This window comes from Sphingopyxis sp. MG (genome assembly GCF_002953155.1).
Taxonomy (GTDB): domain Bacteria; phylum Pseudomonadota; class Alphaproteobacteria; order Sphingomonadales; family Sphingomonadaceae; genus Sphingopyxis; species Sphingopyxis granuli.
In genome coordinates, this window is record NZ_CP026381.1 from 3,454,994 (window position 1) to 3,473,177 (window position 18,184).

The following is an 18,184-nucleotide window of genomic DNA, read 5'->3' on the forward strand; positions in this document are numbered from 1 at the left end:
CGGCGTTCTGGCGCCGACGAACGGAAGGCACGGGCTTGCGGCGCACCGTTTCGTTCAGCTTGGCGACAGGGAAAAGCGGCTATTCCAACCCTCGAAGGCGCCAACACGGCTCCCGGTTTTGGGTTTCCCCCTGTTGCCCCATCCGGATGGCCCGGCACCTTCTTTCAAGAGCGTGACGAACGCTGACCTTGAGCCCCCGTCCCACCGCCCCTGGGACGGGGGTTTATGTTTTTCCGGGCCATGGCTCTCGCTCTTCTTCGGGCTGCCCGGCATTGCGAACCGCATCCGCCCCCGATAGAGCCGCCGCATGACAAGCATCGCCTCCTGGAACATCAACAGCGTCCGCGCCCGCATCGGCATCGTCGAGAAGCTGCTGCGCGAAGAAGCGCCCGATGTCCTCTGCCTTCAGGAAACCAAGGTCGAATGCGGCCTCTTCCCCGCCGACATGTTCCACCGGCTCGGCTACACCCACATCGTCACCAACGGCCAGCGCATGCACCACGGCGTCGCGATCGTCAGCCGCCTGCCGCTGACCGACGTGCGCAAATATGACTGGCAGGCGAATGGCGAGGCGCGGCACGTCGGCGTGACGCTGCCGTCGGGCGTGCGGGTCGACAATGTCTACATTCCCGCGGGCGGCGACATTCCCGACCGGACGCTCAACCCCAAGTTCGGGCAAAAACTCGACTTCTTCGGCCGCATGACCGACTGGGCGGGCGCGCTCGACCAGCCGACCGTGCTCACCGGCGACTTCAACGTCGCGCCGCTCGAAAGCGACGTGTGGAACCACAAGGCGCTGCTCGACGTGGTCAGCCACACCCCGATCGAGGTCGAGACGCTGGCGCGGCTGCAGGCGGCGTCGGACTGGGTCGATCTCGGCCGCCGCTTCATCGCCGCCCCGACCCCGCTCTACACCTGGTGGAGTTACCGCGCGAAGGACTGGGCGGCGTCGAACCGCGGCCGCCGGCTCGACCATATGTGGGTGACGCCCGACCTCGGCGACCGCGCGCAGGCGCATCGCGTCGTCCAGCCGGCGCGAAGCTGGGAGCGGCCGTCGGACCATATTCCGCTGATCACGGAGTTCGCCTTTTGAACGACGCCGCCGCCGCGGGCGCGCGCCGCGCGGCGCGTGCGATCGACGCGCTGCGCCGCGGCTGGCCGCTGCGCGTCGGCGGCGCCGACGGGACGCTCGATCTGCTCGCGGTCGAAAGCGCATCCGATGCGGCGCTGGCCGAATTCGGCGGGACCGACATGCTGCTGTCGGGCGAGCGCGCGGTGACGCTCAAGCTCACCAACCAGCGCGCGGCCGCGACGCCGGGGCCGGTACGGCTCGCCGGGGCGGGCGACAGCGTCGCCGCCGCGCTCGCCGTCGCCGATCCCGCGCTCGACCTCGCGCATCCGCTCAAGGGGCCGTTCCGCACCGTCGCGACCGGCGGCGAAGCGGCCGCCGCCGCGGCGATGACGATGGCGCGCCACGCCGGCCTGCTTCCCGCCTTCTTCGTGCGCCCGGCCGCCGGCGACGTCGAGGCCGAATGCACCGACGGCGACGTCGCCGCGTTGCTCGACCCCGCGCGTCTCGCGATCGCGGCGCGCGCGCGCCTGCCCGTCGCGGCGAGCGAGACCGCCGAGATCGTCGCCTTCCGCAGCCCGGAGGAGGCGTCGGACCATGTCGCGCTCGTCATCGGCAAGCGCGACGCCAACCCGCCGGTCGTCCGCCTGCACAGCGAATGCCTGACCGGCGACGTGCTCGGCAGCCTCAAATGCGATTGCGGGCCGCAGCTTCACGCCGCGCTCCACGCGATGGCCGACGCGCCGTGGGGGGTGCTGCTCTACCTCAGGCAGGAAGGGCGCGGCATCGGCCTCGTCAACAAGCTGCGCGCCTATGCGTTGCAGGATCAGGGCTACGACACGGTCGACGCCAACCTGCGGCTAGGCTTTCCGGTCGAGGCGCGCGACTTCGCGATCGCCGGGCGGATGCTCGACCTGCTGGGCATCGCGCGCATCCGGCTGATGACCAACAACCCCGAAAAGGTCGCGCGGCTGGAAAAGGAAGGCGTCGAGGTGGTCGAACGCATCCCGCTCGCGCTGCCGACCAATCCGCACAACGAACACTATCTCGCGACCAAGCGCGACCGGACGGGGCATCAACTTTAACGCGGCCCCTCGTGCCACATGGGTCGCGCGAAGACACGAAGGGATTTCCCTCGACCCGTTTGTGCTGAGCTTGTCGAAGCACCGTCCTTCTTGCGGCGCCCAAAAGAAAGAACGGCCCTTCGACAAGCTCAGGGCGATCGGTGTCCAGTCTTGGTGTCTTCGTGTCTTCGTGCGAGCCGATTCAATGCACGAACCGCGCCACCACGTCGCGATAGCTGCGGCTGACCTTCACCTGCGCGCCCGACCCCAGGATCAGGAAGCATTCGCCGTTGGTGTGCGGCCTGACCTGCTTGACCTGGCTGAGGTTGACGATCGTCGAGCGATGCACGCGCTGGAAATTCCGCGGGTCGAGCCGCTTTTCCAGATCCTTCATCGTCTCGCGCAGGATCAGGCTGTTGTCGGCGGTATAGATGCACATGTAATCGCCCGCGGCATCGATCCGCTCGATGCTGTCGACGTCGACGCGGAAAATCTGGCCGCGATCCTTGATGTTGATCATCTTTTCATAGCGGTCGGCGGCGGGCGCCTCGGCCGCCGTCTCGCCCTCGAATTCCTCCGCCGCCTCGGGCGCGACCTCGGCGAGCACGGTCTTCAGCCGTTCGACCTCGGCGGCGCCGCGCTTCTCGGTCAGCCGCTGGCGGACGCGGTCGAGCGCGTCGGCGAGCCGTTCGGGTTCGACCGGCTTGACCAGATAGTCGACCGCCTGCGCCTCGAAGGCGCGGATCGCATGGTCCGAATAGGCGGTGACGAACACCACCAGCGGAGGTTCGACCTCCATCAGCCCCTGGATCACCGAAAAGCCGTCGAACCCCGGCATCTGGATGTCGAGGAAGACGAGGTCGGGCTTGTGGGTCTTGATCTTTCGGATGGCCTCGCGGCCGTTCAGGGCGGTGTCGACAACCTCGACATCCGGGTGCGCTTCGAGCCTGAGTTGCAGGCCCTGGGTCGCCAGTTTTTCATCATCCACCAGGATGGTTCTGATCGTCATGTCGCTTCGGTTCCAATCCTTGCCTGTCCATCGGGCTGAAACGGAAACTCGATCGTCACCGTAAAACCGCCGTCATCGCCCGACTGCGCATCGAACCTGTGCTGGTCGCCGAACGCCTGGGCCAGCCGGTCCCTGATGTTCGCTAAACCCACGCCCGTCGATTCCGTTGCAATGCCCGTCGTGGGGTTCGCGCCGTCGGCTGACAATCCCGCGCCGGTGTCGGACACGGTAATCCGAACCTTTTGACCGGCAAGCTGTGCGGAAATGGTGATATCGGCGCCCTCTTCCTGCGGCGTCACCGCATATTTGATCGCATTCTCGATCAGCGGCTGGAGCAGCAGCGAGGGCAATCGCGCCCGCGCGACGCCGGGATCGATGTGGAAATGCGGGCGCAGCCGGTCCTCGAAGCGCATCTTCTCGATATCGAGATACAGCTTCAGCGTCTCGATCTCCTGCGCCAGCGTCACCTGCGCCGTCGGTTCGTTGGCGAGCGTGTAGCGCAGGAAGGCCGACAGGCGCGACAGCATCGCATTCGCCGGTTCGGACTGCTTGAGCAGCACCAGCGTCGAAATGCTGTTCAGCGTATTGAACAGGAAATGCGGATTGAGCTGATAGCGCAGCATCGCGAGCTGCGCCGACGCCGCCTGCGCCTCCAGCCGCAGCACGCGGTCGCTCTGCTCCTCGAGCTGGAGGAAATAGTTGATCGCGAAATAAAGCGCCGACCAGGCGGCCAGCGTCGTCGCGTCGATATAGATGGCGACCAGCAGCAGGCCGGTGAAGCTCGTGTCGCTGTCGGGCTTCAATATCTGGAGGAACCAGGCGTCGATGAAGGCCCAGATCGCGGTCGCGATCGCCAGCACCCCGAAGCACGCCCCCCACATCAGGATGGTGCGGCGATTGATCAGCGCGCGATAGCAGACCGACAGCAGCAGCGTCAGCGAAAAGCCCGTGACCGCCGAAACGACGACGAGGACAAGGAAATCGAAGGTCTGCCCGCCCGCAAACCCCGACATCGCGCGCAGCCCGAACCAGGCGAGCCAGCCCAGAATCTGGAGGTTCCAGAAGGCGCGAATCTTGTTGCCGAAAAAGGGCCCCGGCGAGGTCAGTCCGAACAGCGGCATGAGAGAGGCGGAGTCCGGACGATCAGCGGGCGGCGCGTGCGCGGCTCATTCGGCCGCGACCGGATCGACGCGCGCGTCGGCCCGCACCCGCGCCTGGCCGAGCGGTTGCAGTTCGGACCGGTGCTTCCACAGCAGCTCCTTGTACCCCAGCGGCCTGCCGTCGTGCGCGGTGATCGTCACCGGGCCGATCGGCTGTTCGTCGCGCACGTCGACGAGCACCGGGGTCGAAGGCACGCCGGCGCCCCATTTTTCGCCCCATTGCCGCAGCGCGATCATCGCGGGCAGCAGTTCCAGACCCTTTTCGGTAAGCTCGTAGCGGACCTTGCGGCGATCCTCGGCCATCACCTCGCGCGCCATGATGCCATGGTCGACCAGCCGCGACAGCCGGTTGGACAATATGTTGCGCGCGATGTTCAGTTCGTGCTGGAATTCCTCGAAATGATGCACGCCGTTGAAGGCGGCGCGCAGGATCATGAACGACCATCTCTCGCCCATCGCTTCGAGCGCCAGCGGCAACGCGCATTGCCCCCCGACCAGATCGTTCAACGGTTCGCGCAGCTTTTCCATGGACCCAGCACTTTTTCCCATGACTCGGCACTAACGCATTATCCGTGCCAACGCCAAAAGTTTATGGCGCGCGCCGCCGCCCGACCGATACCCCGTTCGAACGCCGCGACGCATTTTCGCATTGCAATTGGCGGCGCTTGCACGACATTGACGGCAATGCTCAGGCAATATGAACTTGTCGAACGCGTGCGCGCCTACGATCCCGACGTCGACGAGGCGCTGCTCAACCGCGCCTATGTCTTCACCGTCCAGAAGCACGGCAGCCAGAAGCGCGCGTCGGGCGACCCCTATTTCAGCCACCCGGTCGAGGTCGCGGGCATATTGACCGACCTGCATCTCGACAGCGAGACGATCGTCACGGCGCTGCTCCACGACACGCTCGAGGACACGCTGACCACCCCCGAAGAGATCGAGCGGCTGTTCGGCCCCGACGTGACGCGGCTGGTCGACGGCGTCACCAAGCTCAGCAAGATCGAGGCGCAGACCGAGAATGAGCGCGCGGCCGAGAATCTGCGCAAGTTCCTGCTCGCCATGTCGGACGACATCCGCGTGCTGCTGGTCAAGCTGGCCGACCGGCTGCACAACATGCGCACGCTGCATTTCATCCAGAAGCCCGAAAAGCGCCGCCGCATCGCCCGGGAGACGATGGACATCTATGCCCCGCTCGCCGAGCGGATCGGCATGTACGAATATATGCGCGAGATGCAGCTGCTCGCCTTTCGCGAGCTGGAGCCGGAGGCCTATGCGACGATCACCGGCCGCCTCGCCAAGCTGACCGCCGGCGGCAAGGACAAGGTCGCCGCGATCAGCCGCGAATTCAAGGACCTGCTGGCAAAGAACGGCATAGAGGCCGACGTGTCGGGGCGCGAGAAGCATCCCTATTCGATCTGGCGCAAGATGCAGGAACGCCACGTCAGCTTCGAACAGGTGACCGATATCATCGCCTTTCGCGTCATCACCCCGACCGACGCCGACTGCTATGCCGCGCTCGGCCTCTTCCACCGCAAGTGGAAGATGGTCCCCGGCCGCTTCAAGGACTATATCTCGACGCCGAAGCGCAACGGCTACAAGTCGCTGCACACGACGATCATGCACCAGCAGAACATGCGGATCGAAATCCAGATCCGCAGCCGCGAAATGCATCAGCAGTCCGAATATGGCCTCGCGGCGCACTGGGCCTACAAGCAGGGCGGCAGCGGCCCCGACGGGCAGGCGGGCTGGATTCGCGACCTGCTCGAAATCCTCGAACAGACGCACGATCCGGACGAGTTTCTCGAAAACACCCGCATCGCCATGTATCAGGACCGCATCTTCGCCTTCACGCCGAAGGGCAGCCTGTTCCAGCTTCCCAAGGGCGCGACGCCGGTCGATTTCGCCTATGCGGTGCACACCGGGCTCGGCGACCGGACGGTGGGGGCCAAGGTCAACGGCCGCCTCGTCCCGCTGCGCACCCAGCTCGTCAACGGCGACACGGTCGAAATCCTGACGTCGGACAAGCAGACGCCGCAGCCCGCGTGGCTGGGCTTCGCCGTCACCGGCAAGGCGCGTGCGGCGATCCGCCGCCATGTGCGGTCGAAGGAGCGCGTCGAGCTCGCGGCGCTGGGACGCAAGATCTACGAGGAGATCGTCCAGCGCCTGCCCGGCCGCATCGGCGACAAGGCGCGCGCCGCCGCGGTCGAGCGGCTGAAGCTCGACGACGACACCGCGCTCTATGTCGCGATCGGCAAGCGCCAGCTATCGGACAACGCCGTCATGGAGGCGCTGGTGCCCGGCATCACCGCCGAGATGAAGACCAAGCCCGGCAAGCTGCGACAGGGCGCCGCCGTGTCGATCGCGGGGCTGACGCCGGGGGTCGCCTACAAGCTCGCCGCCTGCTGCCATCCGGTTCCCGGCGACCGCATCGTCGGCCTCGCGCGGCCCGGCGAGGGGATCGAGGTGCATGTCATCGACTGCCCCAGCCTCGCCGACGGGATCGACGCCGACTGGATCGACCTGCGCTGGCAGGAGAATAGCGAGGGCGGCAACGCGCGGCTGTGCGTCGTCATCATGAACGAGCCGGGGACGCTCGCCGAAATGTCGGGCATCCTCGCCGCCAATTCGGCGAACATCACCAATTTGCGGCTATCGAACCGCGAGGGCGGCTTTCACACCTACGACGTCGTCGTCGAGGTGCGCGACGTCCATCATGTGATGCGCATCCTGTCGGCGCTGCGCGCCTCGGACACGGTGGTGCAGGCGGAGCGGCTTTAGCAGCGCGATCATGTTGGATGAACCACGCCGTGTCCCCGCGCAGGCGGGGACCCAGAGCGACATGGCGCCGACCTTGGCTCTTCGAAGCTCCGGGCTCCCGCCTTCGCGGGAGCACGTGGCCTTGCAAGCCAAGATGATCAGGCTCTAACGGCGCCGCCCTCAGCCCGCATCGTCATCGCGAGCGAAGCGAAGCAATCTCCAGCCATCCTCCGGCCCTGCCGGGACCGGAGATTGCCGCGCTCGCACCACGAAGAAGAGGGGCGCCCCGGGGCTCAATAACCCTCGGTCGCCTTGAGGAACCAGATGCGCTGCTGCGTCTCGTCGGCCCAGCCGTCGACAAGCCCGCTGGTCGCGATGTCGCCTTCGGCCTCCGCCGCGTCCTTGGCTTCGTGGAGCCGTTCGAGCAGCGTCTCATTGTCCTTGGCGAGGGTGCGGACCATCGTGTCGGCGTCGACCCCGGCCTTGTCGTCGTCCTTGATCGACTGGTGCCGCCCGATATCGCCGATCGAGCGCAGCGTCGTGACGCCATTCTTGCGCACCCGCTCCGCGATCAGGTCGGTGGTCGCCAGAATCTGGGCCGCCTGTTCGTCGAACAGCAGGTGCAGGCTGCGGAAATGCGGGCCCTGAACGTGCCAGTGATAATTCTTGGTCTTGAGATAGAGGGCAAAGCTGTCGGCGAGGAGCGCATTGAGCGCGTCGGCGATCGCGGGCTGGTTCTTCTGGGGCATATATCGTCCTTTCGTCTGCTTTTCCTTCATATAGCCGAAGCCGGTCAAAAGTTCCCATGGAACCTCTTGGCCGCTGTCATCGAAAAATTCGATGACCGACGGAAAAACGGGAGAAACCTACAAGCCGAAGGCGGTCATCGCCGCGCGCGCGCCCCACAGCAGCAGGATCGCGGCGGCGCCCCATCGGATGACCGATGCGGAGCGATGCGCGGTGAGCCCGGGACCGAAAGCCAGCACGGGCAGCAGCGCCAGCACCCAGCCGATGAAGCCGCCCGCAGCGGCCCAGACGCCCGCGCCGCTCGTCGCCGCGAGCGCGCCGATCAGGACGTGGCTGCGATCGCCGAACTGGACCAGCAACAGCCGCGCCGCCAGCAGCGGCGCCGGCAGTTCCGCCTCGCGCTCCGCCGGAGATGCCGCCGCGCCGCGCCAGGCGAGCGCGCCCGCTGCGGTCAGCAGGGCAAGGGCCAGCAGCAGCGCGACGACGCCCTGTCCGACCATGCGGTTGGCGATGCTCCCCGCGACCGCGGCGATCAGCGCGTTGGCGCCGAAGGCCCCGAAAGCGATGGCGACGGTGCGGCGCCGGTCGGCACGCCGGGCCAGCAGGTCCGACAGGAAACGCCCCGCGCGCCCGTCGGCATTGGCGAGCGCCACCGCGACGAGGGCGAGCATGATGGCATCCATGACAGGCGATGTGCGGCGTCAGCGGCGCGGCGTCAATGCCCGAGCCGGGTCGCCACCGAAGCGAGCCACGCCTCCTGCGCCGCGGCGGGAAGCGGTCCCGGCGGCGCGCCGGCGGCGTCGCTCATCGCGTCGAGATAGGTGCGGATCGCGGCCTGGAAGCCGCCCGCCGCCACCGCCGATTCGAGCCGGCTCGCCAGCGTTTCGACCATCGCGAAACCATGGTCGCGCGCGAGGCGCCGGATATCGTCGACGCCTTCGACGAACTGCGACAGCGCGCAATGCGGCAGCGCGTCGGCGAGCGCGCCGATCTGGCCGGTGATCCGGCGCTGGATGTGATGAACCGGGTCGCTATGGCCGTGCATGACGCATCCCCTCCCCCTCGGGCGGATCATGCGCGCTTTTGGTTAACAGGCGGTTGAGGCGGCCGCTCCGCGAGACGGTTCAGCGGTGTCCCATGGCGCTGCCGAGCGCCAGCTTGCAGCTGTACATGTCGCGGTCAGCGGCGGCCAGTATGTCCGATTCGGTCATCCCGGTCCGCAGCATCGCGACCCCGAAACAGGCCGACAGGGTGATCGCATGCCCATCGTAGACGGCGGGCGTCGCCGCCAGCACATGCTGCAGCCGTTCGACCTGCGCGCGCGCGCCGGCCTCGCTCGACTGGTCGAGGATCAGCCCGAACTCGTCGCCGCCGATCCGCGCCGCGACGTCGGTCGATCGGATCGATTCCTGCATCCGCTTCGCCACTTCGAGCAGCGCGAAATCGCCCGCGGCGTGGCCGAGGCTGTCGTTGATCCGCTTGAGCTGGTTGAGGTCGGCGAAGACGATCGCCGCGCTCTCCGCATGGCGCTCGAAACGGGCGATGCGCTGGTGGATCGCGGTCAGGAAATAGCGGCGATTGAACAGCGGGGTCAGCGTATCGCGTTCCGACACGCGTTCGAGCTCGGCGACGGCGATCTTCAAGATGCGGTTCTCGCGGCGCAGCGCGTCGCGTTCGCGACGCATGTCGCGGAGCTGATCTTCGATGGAGTCGACGGATATGACGCCGGTCCGGTCGACCGCGATCCGTGCCCCCCCCATGCTGTCCATCCATCGTCCCCGAAGCGAACCCCCGCCCCCCCGGCCGGGCGCCGGCGGGCTGCGTGGATCGACGATAGCCGCCACTTGATACCAATCGGTAAACGGGGTCCCAAGCCGGCGTTGCTCCCGCCTTCCCGACCCGCTAGGGGGACCGGACGGCGGTGAATCGCCGCGGCAGGGAGATTGGGGTGATGGGCGAAGCGGCGCCGGACACCGGCATCAGCGTCGGCGTGATCATGGGCAGCCAGTCGGACTGGCCGACCATGGCGCATGCCGTGCAGGTCCTCGAGGAACTGGGAATCGCGCACGAGGTGCGGATCGTCTCCGCGCACCGCACCCCCGACCGGCTCGTCGCCTATGCCCGCGAAGCGGCGGACCGCGGGCTGAAGGCAATCATCGCCGGCGCCGGCGGCGCCGCGCACCTGCCCGGCATGATCGCATCGATGACGCGCGTCCCGGTGCTGGGCGTCCCCGTCCAGTCGGCGGCGCTGAACGGCATGGACAGCCTGCTGTCGATCGTCCAGATGCCCGGCGGGGTGCCGGTGGCGACCTTCGCGATCGGCAAGGCGGGCGCGACCAACGCCGGCCTGTTCGCCGCCGCGCTGCTTGCGAACGCCGACGCCGGCCTTGCGCAAAGGCTCGACGCCTGGCGCGCCGCGCAAACCGGGGGCGTCGCCCCGGTTCCGGTGCGCGAGGGCTGATCGCGGATGCTGCCGCCCGGCTCGACCATCGGCATATTGGGCGGCGGCCAGCTCGGCCGCATGCTCGCCGCCGCCGCCGCCCGGCTCGGCTATCGCACCCATGTCTATGCCCCCGACCGCGAAAGCGTCGCAGCGGAAGTCGCGGCGATGCATACGCGCGCGGCGTGGGACGACGAGCAACGGCTGGCCGCCTTCGCCGCCGCCTGCGACGTCGTGACCTTCGAGTTCGAGAATGTTCCCGTCGACACGGTGCGCTTCCTGTCGGGACATGTCGCGGTGCGCCCCGGCGCGAAAAGCCTGGAGGTCGCGCAGGACCGGCTCGCCGAAAAGGCGTTCGTCGCCGGTCTCGGCGGCCGCACCGCGCCCTTCGCCGCGGTGCCCGACCGCGCCGTGCTCGACGCCGCGCTCGCGGCGATCGGCGCGCCCGCGATCCTCAAGACGGTGCGCATGGGCTATGACGGCAAGGGGCAGGCGCGGATCGCCTCGTCCGACCCGGCCGACGCCGATGCGGCGTGGCAGGCGATCGGCGCGCGCGCCGCGATCCTCGAAGGCTTCGTCGCCTTCGCGCACGAATTCTCGGTGATCCTGGTGCGCGGCCTCGACGGCGAGACGCGCGTCTGGGACAGCCCGCTCAACGTCCACGAAGCCGGCATCCTGCGCGCCTCGACGCTGCCGCCGCCGCCGATCGTCCTCGACCAGCAGGCGGAGGCGCGCGCGTTGCTGGCGCAGGTCGCCGACGCGCTCGATTATGTCGGAGTGCTCGCCGGCGAATTCTTCGCGACCGACGCCGGGCCGCTGTTCAACGAGATGGCGCCGCGCGTCCACAACAGCGGCCACTGGACGATCGAGGGCGCGGTGGCGAGCCAGTTCGAAAATCATGTCCGCGCCGTCGCCGGCCTGCCGCTCGGCAGCACCGCCGTGCCGCGGCTGCCGGTGACGATGCACAATCTGATCGGCGCCGACATCGACCGCGTCCCCGACCTGCTGGCCGACGGCGCCGCGCACGTCCACCATTATGGCAAGACCGAGGTGCGCCCGGGGCGCAAGCTCGGTCACGTCACGTGGGTCGGCCCGGGGGTCGGTCCGGAGGCCGCGCCCCGATGAAGCGTCCCGACATCACGCTGATCCTCGCCCGCGCCGCCAACGGCGTCATCGGCGCGGACGGAAAGATGCCGTGGCACCTGCCCGCCGACCTGCGCCGCTTCAAGCAGCTCACCATGGGCCGTCCGATGATCATGGGGCGCAAGACCTTCGACAGCCTGCCCGCGGTGCTCGACGGGCGGCGCCACATCGTCCTCACCCGCGATCCCGACTGGCACGAGGAGGGCGCCGAGCCCGCCGGGTCGGTCGAAGAGGCGCTGCGCCTCGCCAACGCGCCGCAGGCGATGGTGATCGGCGGCGCCGACATCTATCGCCTGTTCCTGCCGCTTGCGACGCGCATCGAGCTGACCGAGGTGGTGCTGGAACCCGCGGGCGACGCGACCATCGCCTATCCCGACGCCCGCGAATGGCAGGAAATCGCGCGCGAGGATCACCCGGGCGAAGCCGGACGGCCGGCCTACAGCTTTGTCACCTTCACCCGCAGGACCGGATAAGGGAGAAGAAGAATGCGCCGCTGGCTGATCGGACTTCTCGCGCTGCTGCTCGTCGCGGCGGCGGCCTTCTTCCTCTTCGCGCCGGGCATGATCGAGCGCGGCACGAACAAGATCGACGGCAAGCCGCTGCTTCAGGTCGACGAGCACGCGAAGGCGCTGCACAAGACGCTGACGATCGTCGACCTGCACAGCGACAGCCTGCTGTGGAGCCGCGATTTCCTGAAGCGGGCGGATCGCGGCCACATGGACCTGCCGCGCCTCGAAGAAGGGAACGTCGCGCTCCAGATCCTGTCGAGCACGACAAAGGCGCCCAAGGGGCAGAATTACGACGCCAACGGCGACGACACCGACATCGTCACCAGTCTCGTCATCGCGCAGCTTCAACCGGTGCGGACGTGGAACTCGCTGCTCGAACGCTCGCTGTGGCACGCCGAGAAACTGCACCGCGCCGTCGCCGCGTCGCAGGGCCGGCTGATGGCGGTCGCGACGCAGCCGCAGCTCGACGCGCTGCTCGCGGCGCGGCGCACCAAGGCGCCGCCGCCGGTCGGCGCGATGCTCAGCGTCGAGGGGCTCCACGATCTCGAAGGCGACATCGACAATTTGGGCAAGCTCTACACCGCCGGCATCCGAATGGCGGGGATCACCCATTTCTTCGACAATATCTTCGCCGGGTCGATGCACGGCCTGAAAAAGGGCGGCCTCACCCCGCTCGGCCGACAGGTCGTGCAGCGGATGGAGGCCAAGGGAATGATCGTCGACATCGCGCATTGCAGCCACGCCTGCGTCGCCGACATATTGACGATGGCGCGCCGCCCCGTCGTCTCCAGCCACGGCGGGGTGCAGGCGACGTGCGGGGTCAACCGCAACCTTTCCGACGACGAGATTCGCGGGGTCGCCGCGACCGGCGGCGTGATCGGCATCGGCTATTGGGACGCCGCGGTCTGCGACACCTCGCCCACGAGCGTCGCGAAGGCGATGAAACACGTCCGCGACCTCGTCGGCATCGACCATGTCGCGCTCGGCAGCGACTATGACGGCGCGACGACGGTGCGCTTCGACACGTCGAAGCTGGTGCAGGTGACGCAGGCGCTGATCGACGCGGGCTTCACCGACGACGAAATCCGCGCCGCGATGGGCGGCAACGCGATCCGCGTCATCCGCGCGGGGCTGGTCCCGCTGGCCGCCGCGAAATGACCCCGCCTTCTCAGTCCGTTCGTGCTGAGCTTGTCGAAGCACTGCTCTTTCCTTCACCGTGGCAAGAAAGAGCGGCCCTTCGACACGCTCAGGGCAAACGGAGAGAGGAAAGCGCGTGATCCGCCTCGACGGCCACGACCGCATCGCCGCCCCCCTGCGCGGCGGCGTCATTGCACTCGGCAATTTCGACGGCTTCCACGCCGGGCATCAGGCGGTGGTCGGCCGCGCCGTCCATCATGCGAAGGATGACGGCCGCCCGGCGATCGTCGCAACCTTCGATCCGCACCCGGTGCGCTTCTTCAAGCCCGACGCGCCGCCCTTCCGCCTGACCACGCTCGACCAGCGGCAGGAACTGTTCGCCGCCGCGGGCGCCGACGCGATGCTCGTCCTCCCCTTCGATGCCGGGCTGGCGAACACCAGCGCACAGGATTTCATCACCGAACTGCTGCTCGATCGCTACGGCGCGGCGGGGGTGGTGACCGGGGCCGATTTCGTCTTCGGCAAGGGGCGCGGCGGCAATGTCGTGACGCTCGCCGACCACGCCCGCCGCCTCGGCTTCTTCACCGAGATGGTGGCGCCGGTCGACGACGCCGCCGAAGCCGTCTCGTCGAGCCGCATCCGCGATGCGCTGCGCGCCGGGGACTGCGCCACCGCCGCGCGGCTGCTCACCCGCCCCTTCACCGTGCGCGGCATCGTCCAGCACGGCGACAAGAACGGCCGCCTGCTGGGTTTCCCGACCGCGAACATCGACATGGGCAGCTATCTGCGCCCGCGCTACGGCATCTATGCCGTCACCAGCACGCTGTCCGATGGCCGCGTGCTGAAAGGCGCCGCCAACCTCGGCATCCGCCCCAGCTTCGACCCGCCCAGGGAACTGCTCGAACCGCATTTCTTCGATTTCTCGGGCGACCTCTACGGCCAGCCGATCGACGTCGCCTTCCACGCCTTCCTCCGCCCGGAGGCGAAATTCGACACGATGGACGCGCTGATGGCCCAGATCGCGGCGGACTGCGATCAGGCGAAGACGCTGCTGGCCCATGTCTGAAACCTGTTCCCCGACGAAAGTCGGGGTCCAGTAGCGACACCGCGTCCATGAAGTCCGGCTGGGTCTATATCCTGACCGACAAGCGGAACGGCACGCTTTATATCGGCGTCACCAGCAACCTTGGCCAGCGCATCTGGCAACATCGCGAAGGTCTGATCGAAGGCTTTACAAAGCGATACGGCCTCAAGACGCTCGTCTGGTATCACCATTTCGACGATCTCCAAGATGCGAGGCGCCGCGAGGTGCAGATGAAGGAATGGAAACGCGCCTGGAAGGTCGAGGCGATCGAAGCCCTGAATCCCACATGGCGCGATCTTTATCCGGACGTGATGCGTTAGAGCTCTGGACCCCGGCTTTCGCCGGGGAACGTAATCCTTTAGGCGTGAGCTGTTCCCCGGTGAAAGCCGGGGTCCAGCGTCCGAAAGCGAAGTTCGGCAGGATAGCACTGACAAGAGATCGGGGCTCCGCCGCCTTCATTCTTCCTTTTCTCTGCGCCTCTGCGCGAATCTTTTCCAAAAGCAGCCGCTCGCCCTTCTTTGCGCGCCCGCAAAACTGCGCTAAGCGCCCGGGCCATGACCGACGCTCCTGACTATCGCGACACCGTCTTCCTGCCCAAGACCGACTTCCCGATGAAGGCCGGCCTGCCGCAGAAGGAGCCGGCAATTCTCGCCAAATGGCTCGAAGGCAATCTCGAGGGGCAGATTCGCGAAAGCCGCAAGGGTCGCGACCAGTTCATCCTCCACGACGGCCCGCCCTATGCCAATGGCGACATGCACATCGGTCATGCGCTCAACCATATCCTCAAGGACATGGTCGTCCGCACCCAGACGCTGAAGGGCAAGGACGCGCCCTACGTCCCCGGCTGGGACTGCCACGGCCTGCCGATCGAGTGGAAGGTCGAGGAACAGTATCGCAAGAAGAAGCTCAACAAAGACGAGGTTCCGGTCGAGGAATTCCGCGCCGAATGCCGCGCCTATGCCCAGCATTGGGTCGATACCCAGCGCGAGCAGCTCAAGCGCCTCGGCATCGGCGGCGACTGGGACCACCCCTATCTGACGATGGATTACGAGGCCGAGGCGACCATCGTCCGCGAGCTGCTCAAATTCGCTGCCAACGACATGCTCTATCGCGGCGCCAAGCCCGTGATGTGGTCCCCGGTCGAAAAGACCGCCCTCGCCGAGGCCGAGATTGAGTATGAGGACATCGTCTCGACCCAAATCGACGTGGCGTTCGAAGTAACCAAAGGCAATGGAAAGATCTTTCCCGGTCAGAAGCTGCTGATCTGGACGACCACCCCCTGGACGATCCCGGTCAACCAGGCCGTCGCCTACAATCCTGAGCTGCAATATATCCTCATCGATTACGGATGGACCGATGACGCCGGCCATGTCCAGCGGGTCGAATATCTCGTGGCGCGCGATCTTGCCGCGTCAGTCATGCAGCGCCTCGGCGATCTTGACGGAACCGGCGGCAAGTGGAACGTCGGCGCGGGCCTCTACAGCGGTGCCGATTTCGAAGGCATCGAACTGCGCCATCCGATGCACCATCTCGGCGGCTTTTTCGCGCGGCCCCGTCCCCTGCTCACGGGCGATTTCGTCACCGCCGACAGCGGCACCGGCTTCGTTCACATGGCGCCAGACCATGGCGAGGACGATTTCGACCTGTGCAAGGCGAACGGCATCGAACCGCAATTCGCGGTCGAGGGCGACGGCAAGTATCGCGCCGACTGGGCGTGGCTCGGCGGCCAGGGCAGCGTCATCAACCCGAAGTTCAACGCCCCCGACGGCCCGATCTGCTCCGACCTGCGCGAAGCCGGCGCGCTGCTCGCGGCGTCGGCCGACTACCGGCACAGCTATCCGCACAGCTGGCGCTCGAAGGCGAAGGTCATCTATCGCTGCACCCCGCAATGGTTCGTGCCGATGGACAAGGTGATGGCCCACATCTCGCCCAAGTCCCCCGGCGAAAAGCGCTGGGAAAATGAGGGCGGCGCGATCAACCCGGCCGAGGAAGGGCGGTGCGACGCGCCGACGCTGCGGCAGGCGGCGATGCAGGCGATCGAGGATACGCGCTTCGTCCCCGCCAAGGGCCGCAACCGCATCGGCAGCATGGTCGAAACGCGCCCCGACTGGGTGCTGTCGCGCCAGCGCGCATGGGGCGTGCCGATCACGCTGTTCGTCGACCGCAAGACCGGCCAGTATCTGAACGATCCGCTGGTGGGCGACCGCATCGTCGCGGCGATCCGCGAATCGGGGGTCGATGCGTGGAGCGACGCGCGCGCGCAGGAGTATCTCGGCCCCGATCGCGATGCCGCCGATTACGAGCGCATCACCGACATTCTCGACGTCTGGTTCGATTCGGGATCGACTCACGCCTTCGTGCTCGAAAGCGGCCGCTGGCCCGCGCTCGTCCGCCACGACGGCTCGCCCTTCCCCGCCGACCTCTATCTGGAGGGATCGGACCAGCATCGCGGCTGGTTCCAGTCGTCGCTGCTCGAAAGCTGCGGCACGCGCGGCCACGCCCCCTATCGCGCGGTGCTGACCCACGGCTTCACCATGGATGCCAAGGGCATGAAGATGTCCAAGTCGCTCGGCAACACAATCAGCCCGATCGACCTGATGCGCGACTATGGCGCCGACATCCTCCGCCTGTGGGCGCTGTCGGTCGATTTCACCGAGGATCACCGCATCGGCAAGGAGATCCTGACCGGGGTCGCCGACCAGTATCGCAAGCTGCGCAATACGTTCCGCTACCTGCTCGGCGCACTCGACGGGTTCAGCGAGGCGGAGCGCGTCACCGACGTCGCCGCGATGCCCGAGCTCGAACGCTACATGCTGTCGCTGCTCGCCGAACTCGATGCGAAGCTGGCGCAGGCGGTCGATGATTTCGACTTCAACAGCTACACGCGCAGCCTCGCCGATTTCTGCAACGAGGATCTGTCGGCCTTCTATTTCGACATCCGCAAGGACGTCCTCTACTGCGACCTCGGCCCCGCCGCACCGCTCGGCACCGACAGCCGCCGCGCCTATCGCAGCGTGCTCGACACGCTGTTCCACGCGCTCGTCCGCTACGCCGCGCCGGTGCTGGTGTTCACCAGCGAAGAGGTGTGGAGCACGCGCTATCCCGACGCGGGCAGCGTGCATCTGCTCGAATGGCCCGCGCTTCCCGCCCTGCCGCAGAGCGACGTCGGCTCGCGAGACATGGACGGCCTCAACAATATCGAACGGAAGTGGGCGCGCATCCGCAACGCACGGACCAAGGTGACCGAAGCAATCGAACCGCTTCGGCGCGAGAAGATCATCCGCTCCAGTCTCGAAGCCGAGGTCGTCATGGGCGGCGGCTTCGTGGCGCCGGATGACGGCAGCGATGCCCAGCTCGCCGAAATTTTCATCACAGGCGCGGTCCGGCGGGACGGACCGGACGGGCAGATCGAAATCGTCCCCACCACCGACCACAAATGCGGCCGCTGCTGGCGCCACCTGCCGGAGGTCGCGCAGGACGGCGGCTTGTGCAATCGCTGCGAGACGGTATTGGACGGGGGATGACCGGAAAACGCTCCCCCTATCTGCGCTTCGGCCTGCTCGTCGCCGCGACGGCCTTCCTGCTCGACCAGGTCAGCAAGTGGGTCGTCATCGGCCCGATGTCGCTCGAGGCGAAGCGCGTCATCGGCGTGCTGCCGATCTTCAACCTGACCTGGGCGGAGAATTGCGGCATCTCGCTGTCGATGTTCTCCGACTGCAACGACACGACGCGCTGGACATTGGTCGCCGTCACTGCGTTCGTCGCCGCCGCGGTCGCCTTCTGGATGACGCGCGAGCAGGCGAAGGGCGACGTCGTCGCGCTCGCGCTGATCCTCGGTGGCGCGCTCGGCAACATCGTCGACCGGGTCCGCCACGGCTTCGTCGTCGATTTCGCCGACCTGCATTTCGGGGATTTCCGGCCGTTCCTGATCTTCAACGTCGCCGATGCCTGCATCACCATCGGCGTGCTTTTGCTGGTTGCGCGCGCGCTGCTCTTGCGCGAAAAGGCGCCTTCGGCCGCCGACCGTTCGGCGAACGGCACGGCCGCGGATTAAACGGGGCGCAT

The 18,184-nt window shown here is 67.2% G+C and carries 18 protein-coding genes; 11 read left to right on the top strand and 7 right to left on the bottom strand.

The window, feature by feature from the left end; all coding sequences use genetic code 11:
• Nucleotides 1–307: 307 nt before the first annotated feature.
• The gene (locus C3E99_RS15905) at nt 308–1,093 is read left to right on the top strand and encodes an exodeoxyribonuclease III (protein ID WP_076077207.1); all 786 of its coding nucleotides are present in this window, start codon (nt 308–310) and stop codon (nt 1,091–1,093) included.
• Nucleotides 1,090–2,154, top strand: a complete 1,065-nt coding sequence (gene ribA, locus C3E99_RS15910) for a GTP cyclohydrolase II (RefSeq protein ID WP_076077209.1) — start codon at nt 1,090–1,092, stop codon at nt 2,152–2,154. Before C3E99_RS15905 ends, ribA begins: the two co-directional genes overlap by 4 nt.
• 181 nt (nt 2,155–2,335) lie before the next feature.
• Here ribA and C3E99_RS15915 read toward each other — a convergent pair whose 3' ends face one another.
• The 3 genes from C3E99_RS15915 to C3E99_RS15925 are packed head-to-tail and all read right to left on the bottom strand — an operon-like array spanning nt 2,336 to nt 4,830.
• Nucleotides 2,336–3,142 (bottom strand): LytR/AlgR family response regulator transcription factor, encoded by an 807-nt coding sequence (locus C3E99_RS15915; RefSeq protein ID WP_076077213.1) that lies wholly within the window; start codon nt 3,140–3,142, stop codon nt 2,336–2,338.
• Nucleotides 3,139–4,263 (bottom strand): sensor histidine kinase, encoded by a 1,125-nt coding sequence (locus C3E99_RS15920; RefSeq protein WP_104960114.1) that lies wholly within the window; start codon nt 4,261–4,263, stop codon nt 3,139–3,141. The genes C3E99_RS15915 and C3E99_RS15920 overlap by 4 nt, the downstream gene beginning before the upstream one ends.
• A gap of 45 nt (nt 4,264–4,308) precedes the next feature.
• Entirely contained in the window at nt 4,309–4,830 is a 522-nt protein-coding gene (locus C3E99_RS15925) for a winged helix-turn-helix transcriptional regulator (RefSeq protein WP_067111391.1), read from the bottom strand.
• A gap of 156 nt (nt 4,831–4,986) precedes the next feature.
• Here C3E99_RS15925 and C3E99_RS15930 point away from each other — a divergent pair, with 156 nt between their 5' ends.
• Entirely contained in the window at nt 4,987–7,080 is a 2,094-nt protein-coding gene (locus C3E99_RS15930) for a RelA/SpoT family protein (RefSeq protein ID WP_076077219.1), read from the top strand.
• A gap of 272 nt (nt 7,081–7,352) precedes the next feature.
• Here the strand turns inward: C3E99_RS15930 and C3E99_RS15935 are convergent, their stop codons facing one another.
• From C3E99_RS15935 to C3E99_RS15950, 4 genes are all read right to left on the bottom strand, one after another.
• Nucleotides 7,353–7,808, bottom strand: coding sequence for a Dps family protein (locus C3E99_RS15935; protein WP_083675227.1), 456 nt, complete (start codon nt 7,806–7,808; stop codon nt 7,353–7,355).
• A 117-nt stretch (nt 7,809–7,925) separates the two neighbouring features.
• Nucleotides 7,926–8,477: a hypothetical protein gene (locus tag C3E99_RS15940; RefSeq protein ID WP_234002513.1), complete on the bottom strand. Its 552-nt coding sequence runs from the start codon at nt 8,475–8,477 to the stop codon at nt 7,926–7,928.
• A 44-nt stretch (nt 8,478–8,521) separates the two neighbouring features.
• Complete coding sequence (locus C3E99_RS15945) at nt 8,522–8,851, bottom strand: hypothetical protein (RefSeq protein WP_067186337.1); 330 nt, start codon at nt 8,849–8,851, stop codon at nt 8,522–8,524.
• A 79-nt stretch (nt 8,852–8,930) separates the two neighbouring features.
• Nucleotides 8,931–9,575 (bottom strand): GGDEF domain-containing protein, encoded by a 645-nt coding sequence (locus C3E99_RS15950; RefSeq protein WP_067111400.1) that lies wholly within the window; start codon nt 9,573–9,575, stop codon nt 8,931–8,933.
• A 182-nt stretch (nt 9,576–9,757) separates the two neighbouring features.
• Here C3E99_RS15950 and purE point away from each other — a divergent pair, with 182 nt between their 5' ends.
• From purE to lspA, 8 genes are all read left to right on the top strand, one after another.
• The gene (purE, locus tag C3E99_RS15955) at nt 9,758–10,267 is read left to right on the top strand and encodes a 5-(carboxyamino)imidazole ribonucleotide mutase (RefSeq protein WP_076077224.1); all 510 of its coding nucleotides are present in this window, start codon (nt 9,758–9,760) and stop codon (nt 10,265–10,267) included.
• Nucleotides 10,268–10,273: 6 nt separating this feature from the next.
• The gene (locus tag C3E99_RS15960) at nt 10,274–11,371 is read left to right on the top strand and encodes a 5-(carboxyamino)imidazole ribonucleotide synthase (protein WP_076077226.1); all 1,098 of its coding nucleotides are present in this window, start codon (nt 10,274–10,276) and stop codon (nt 11,369–11,371) included.
• The gene (locus C3E99_RS15965) at nt 11,368–11,862 is read left to right on the top strand and encodes a dihydrofolate reductase (RefSeq protein ID WP_076077229.1); all 495 of its coding nucleotides are present in this window, start codon (nt 11,368–11,370) and stop codon (nt 11,860–11,862) included. The genes C3E99_RS15960 and C3E99_RS15965 overlap by 4 nt, the downstream gene beginning before the upstream one ends.
• A gap of 12 nt (nt 11,863–11,874) precedes the next feature.
• Nucleotides 11,875–13,056: a dipeptidase gene (locus C3E99_RS15970; RefSeq protein WP_076077232.1), complete on the top strand. Its 1,182-nt coding sequence runs from the start codon at nt 11,875–11,877 to the stop codon at nt 13,054–13,056.
• A gap of 115 nt (nt 13,057–13,171) precedes the next feature.
• Complete coding sequence (locus tag C3E99_RS15975) at nt 13,172–14,101, top strand: bifunctional riboflavin kinase/FAD synthetase (RefSeq protein ID WP_076077234.1); 930 nt, start codon at nt 13,172–13,174, stop codon at nt 14,099–14,101.
• Nucleotides 14,102–14,148: 47 nt separating this feature from the next.
• Nucleotides 14,149–14,439, top strand: a complete 291-nt coding sequence (locus C3E99_RS15980) for a GIY-YIG nuclease family protein (RefSeq protein ID WP_104960115.1) — start codon at nt 14,149–14,151, stop codon at nt 14,437–14,439.
• Between the two features lie 234 nt (nt 14,440–14,673).
• On the top strand, nt 14,674–17,643 hold the full coding sequence (ileS, locus tag C3E99_RS15985) for an isoleucine--tRNA ligase (RefSeq protein ID WP_104960116.1): 2,970 nt from the start codon (nt 14,674–14,676) through the stop codon (nt 17,641–17,643).
• Complete coding sequence (lspA, locus tag C3E99_RS15990) at nt 17,640–18,173, top strand: signal peptidase II (RefSeq protein WP_067111424.1); 534 nt, start codon at nt 17,640–17,642, stop codon at nt 18,171–18,173. Before ileS ends, lspA begins: the two co-directional genes overlap by 4 nt.
• Nucleotides 18,174–18,184: the final 11 nt, after the last annotated feature.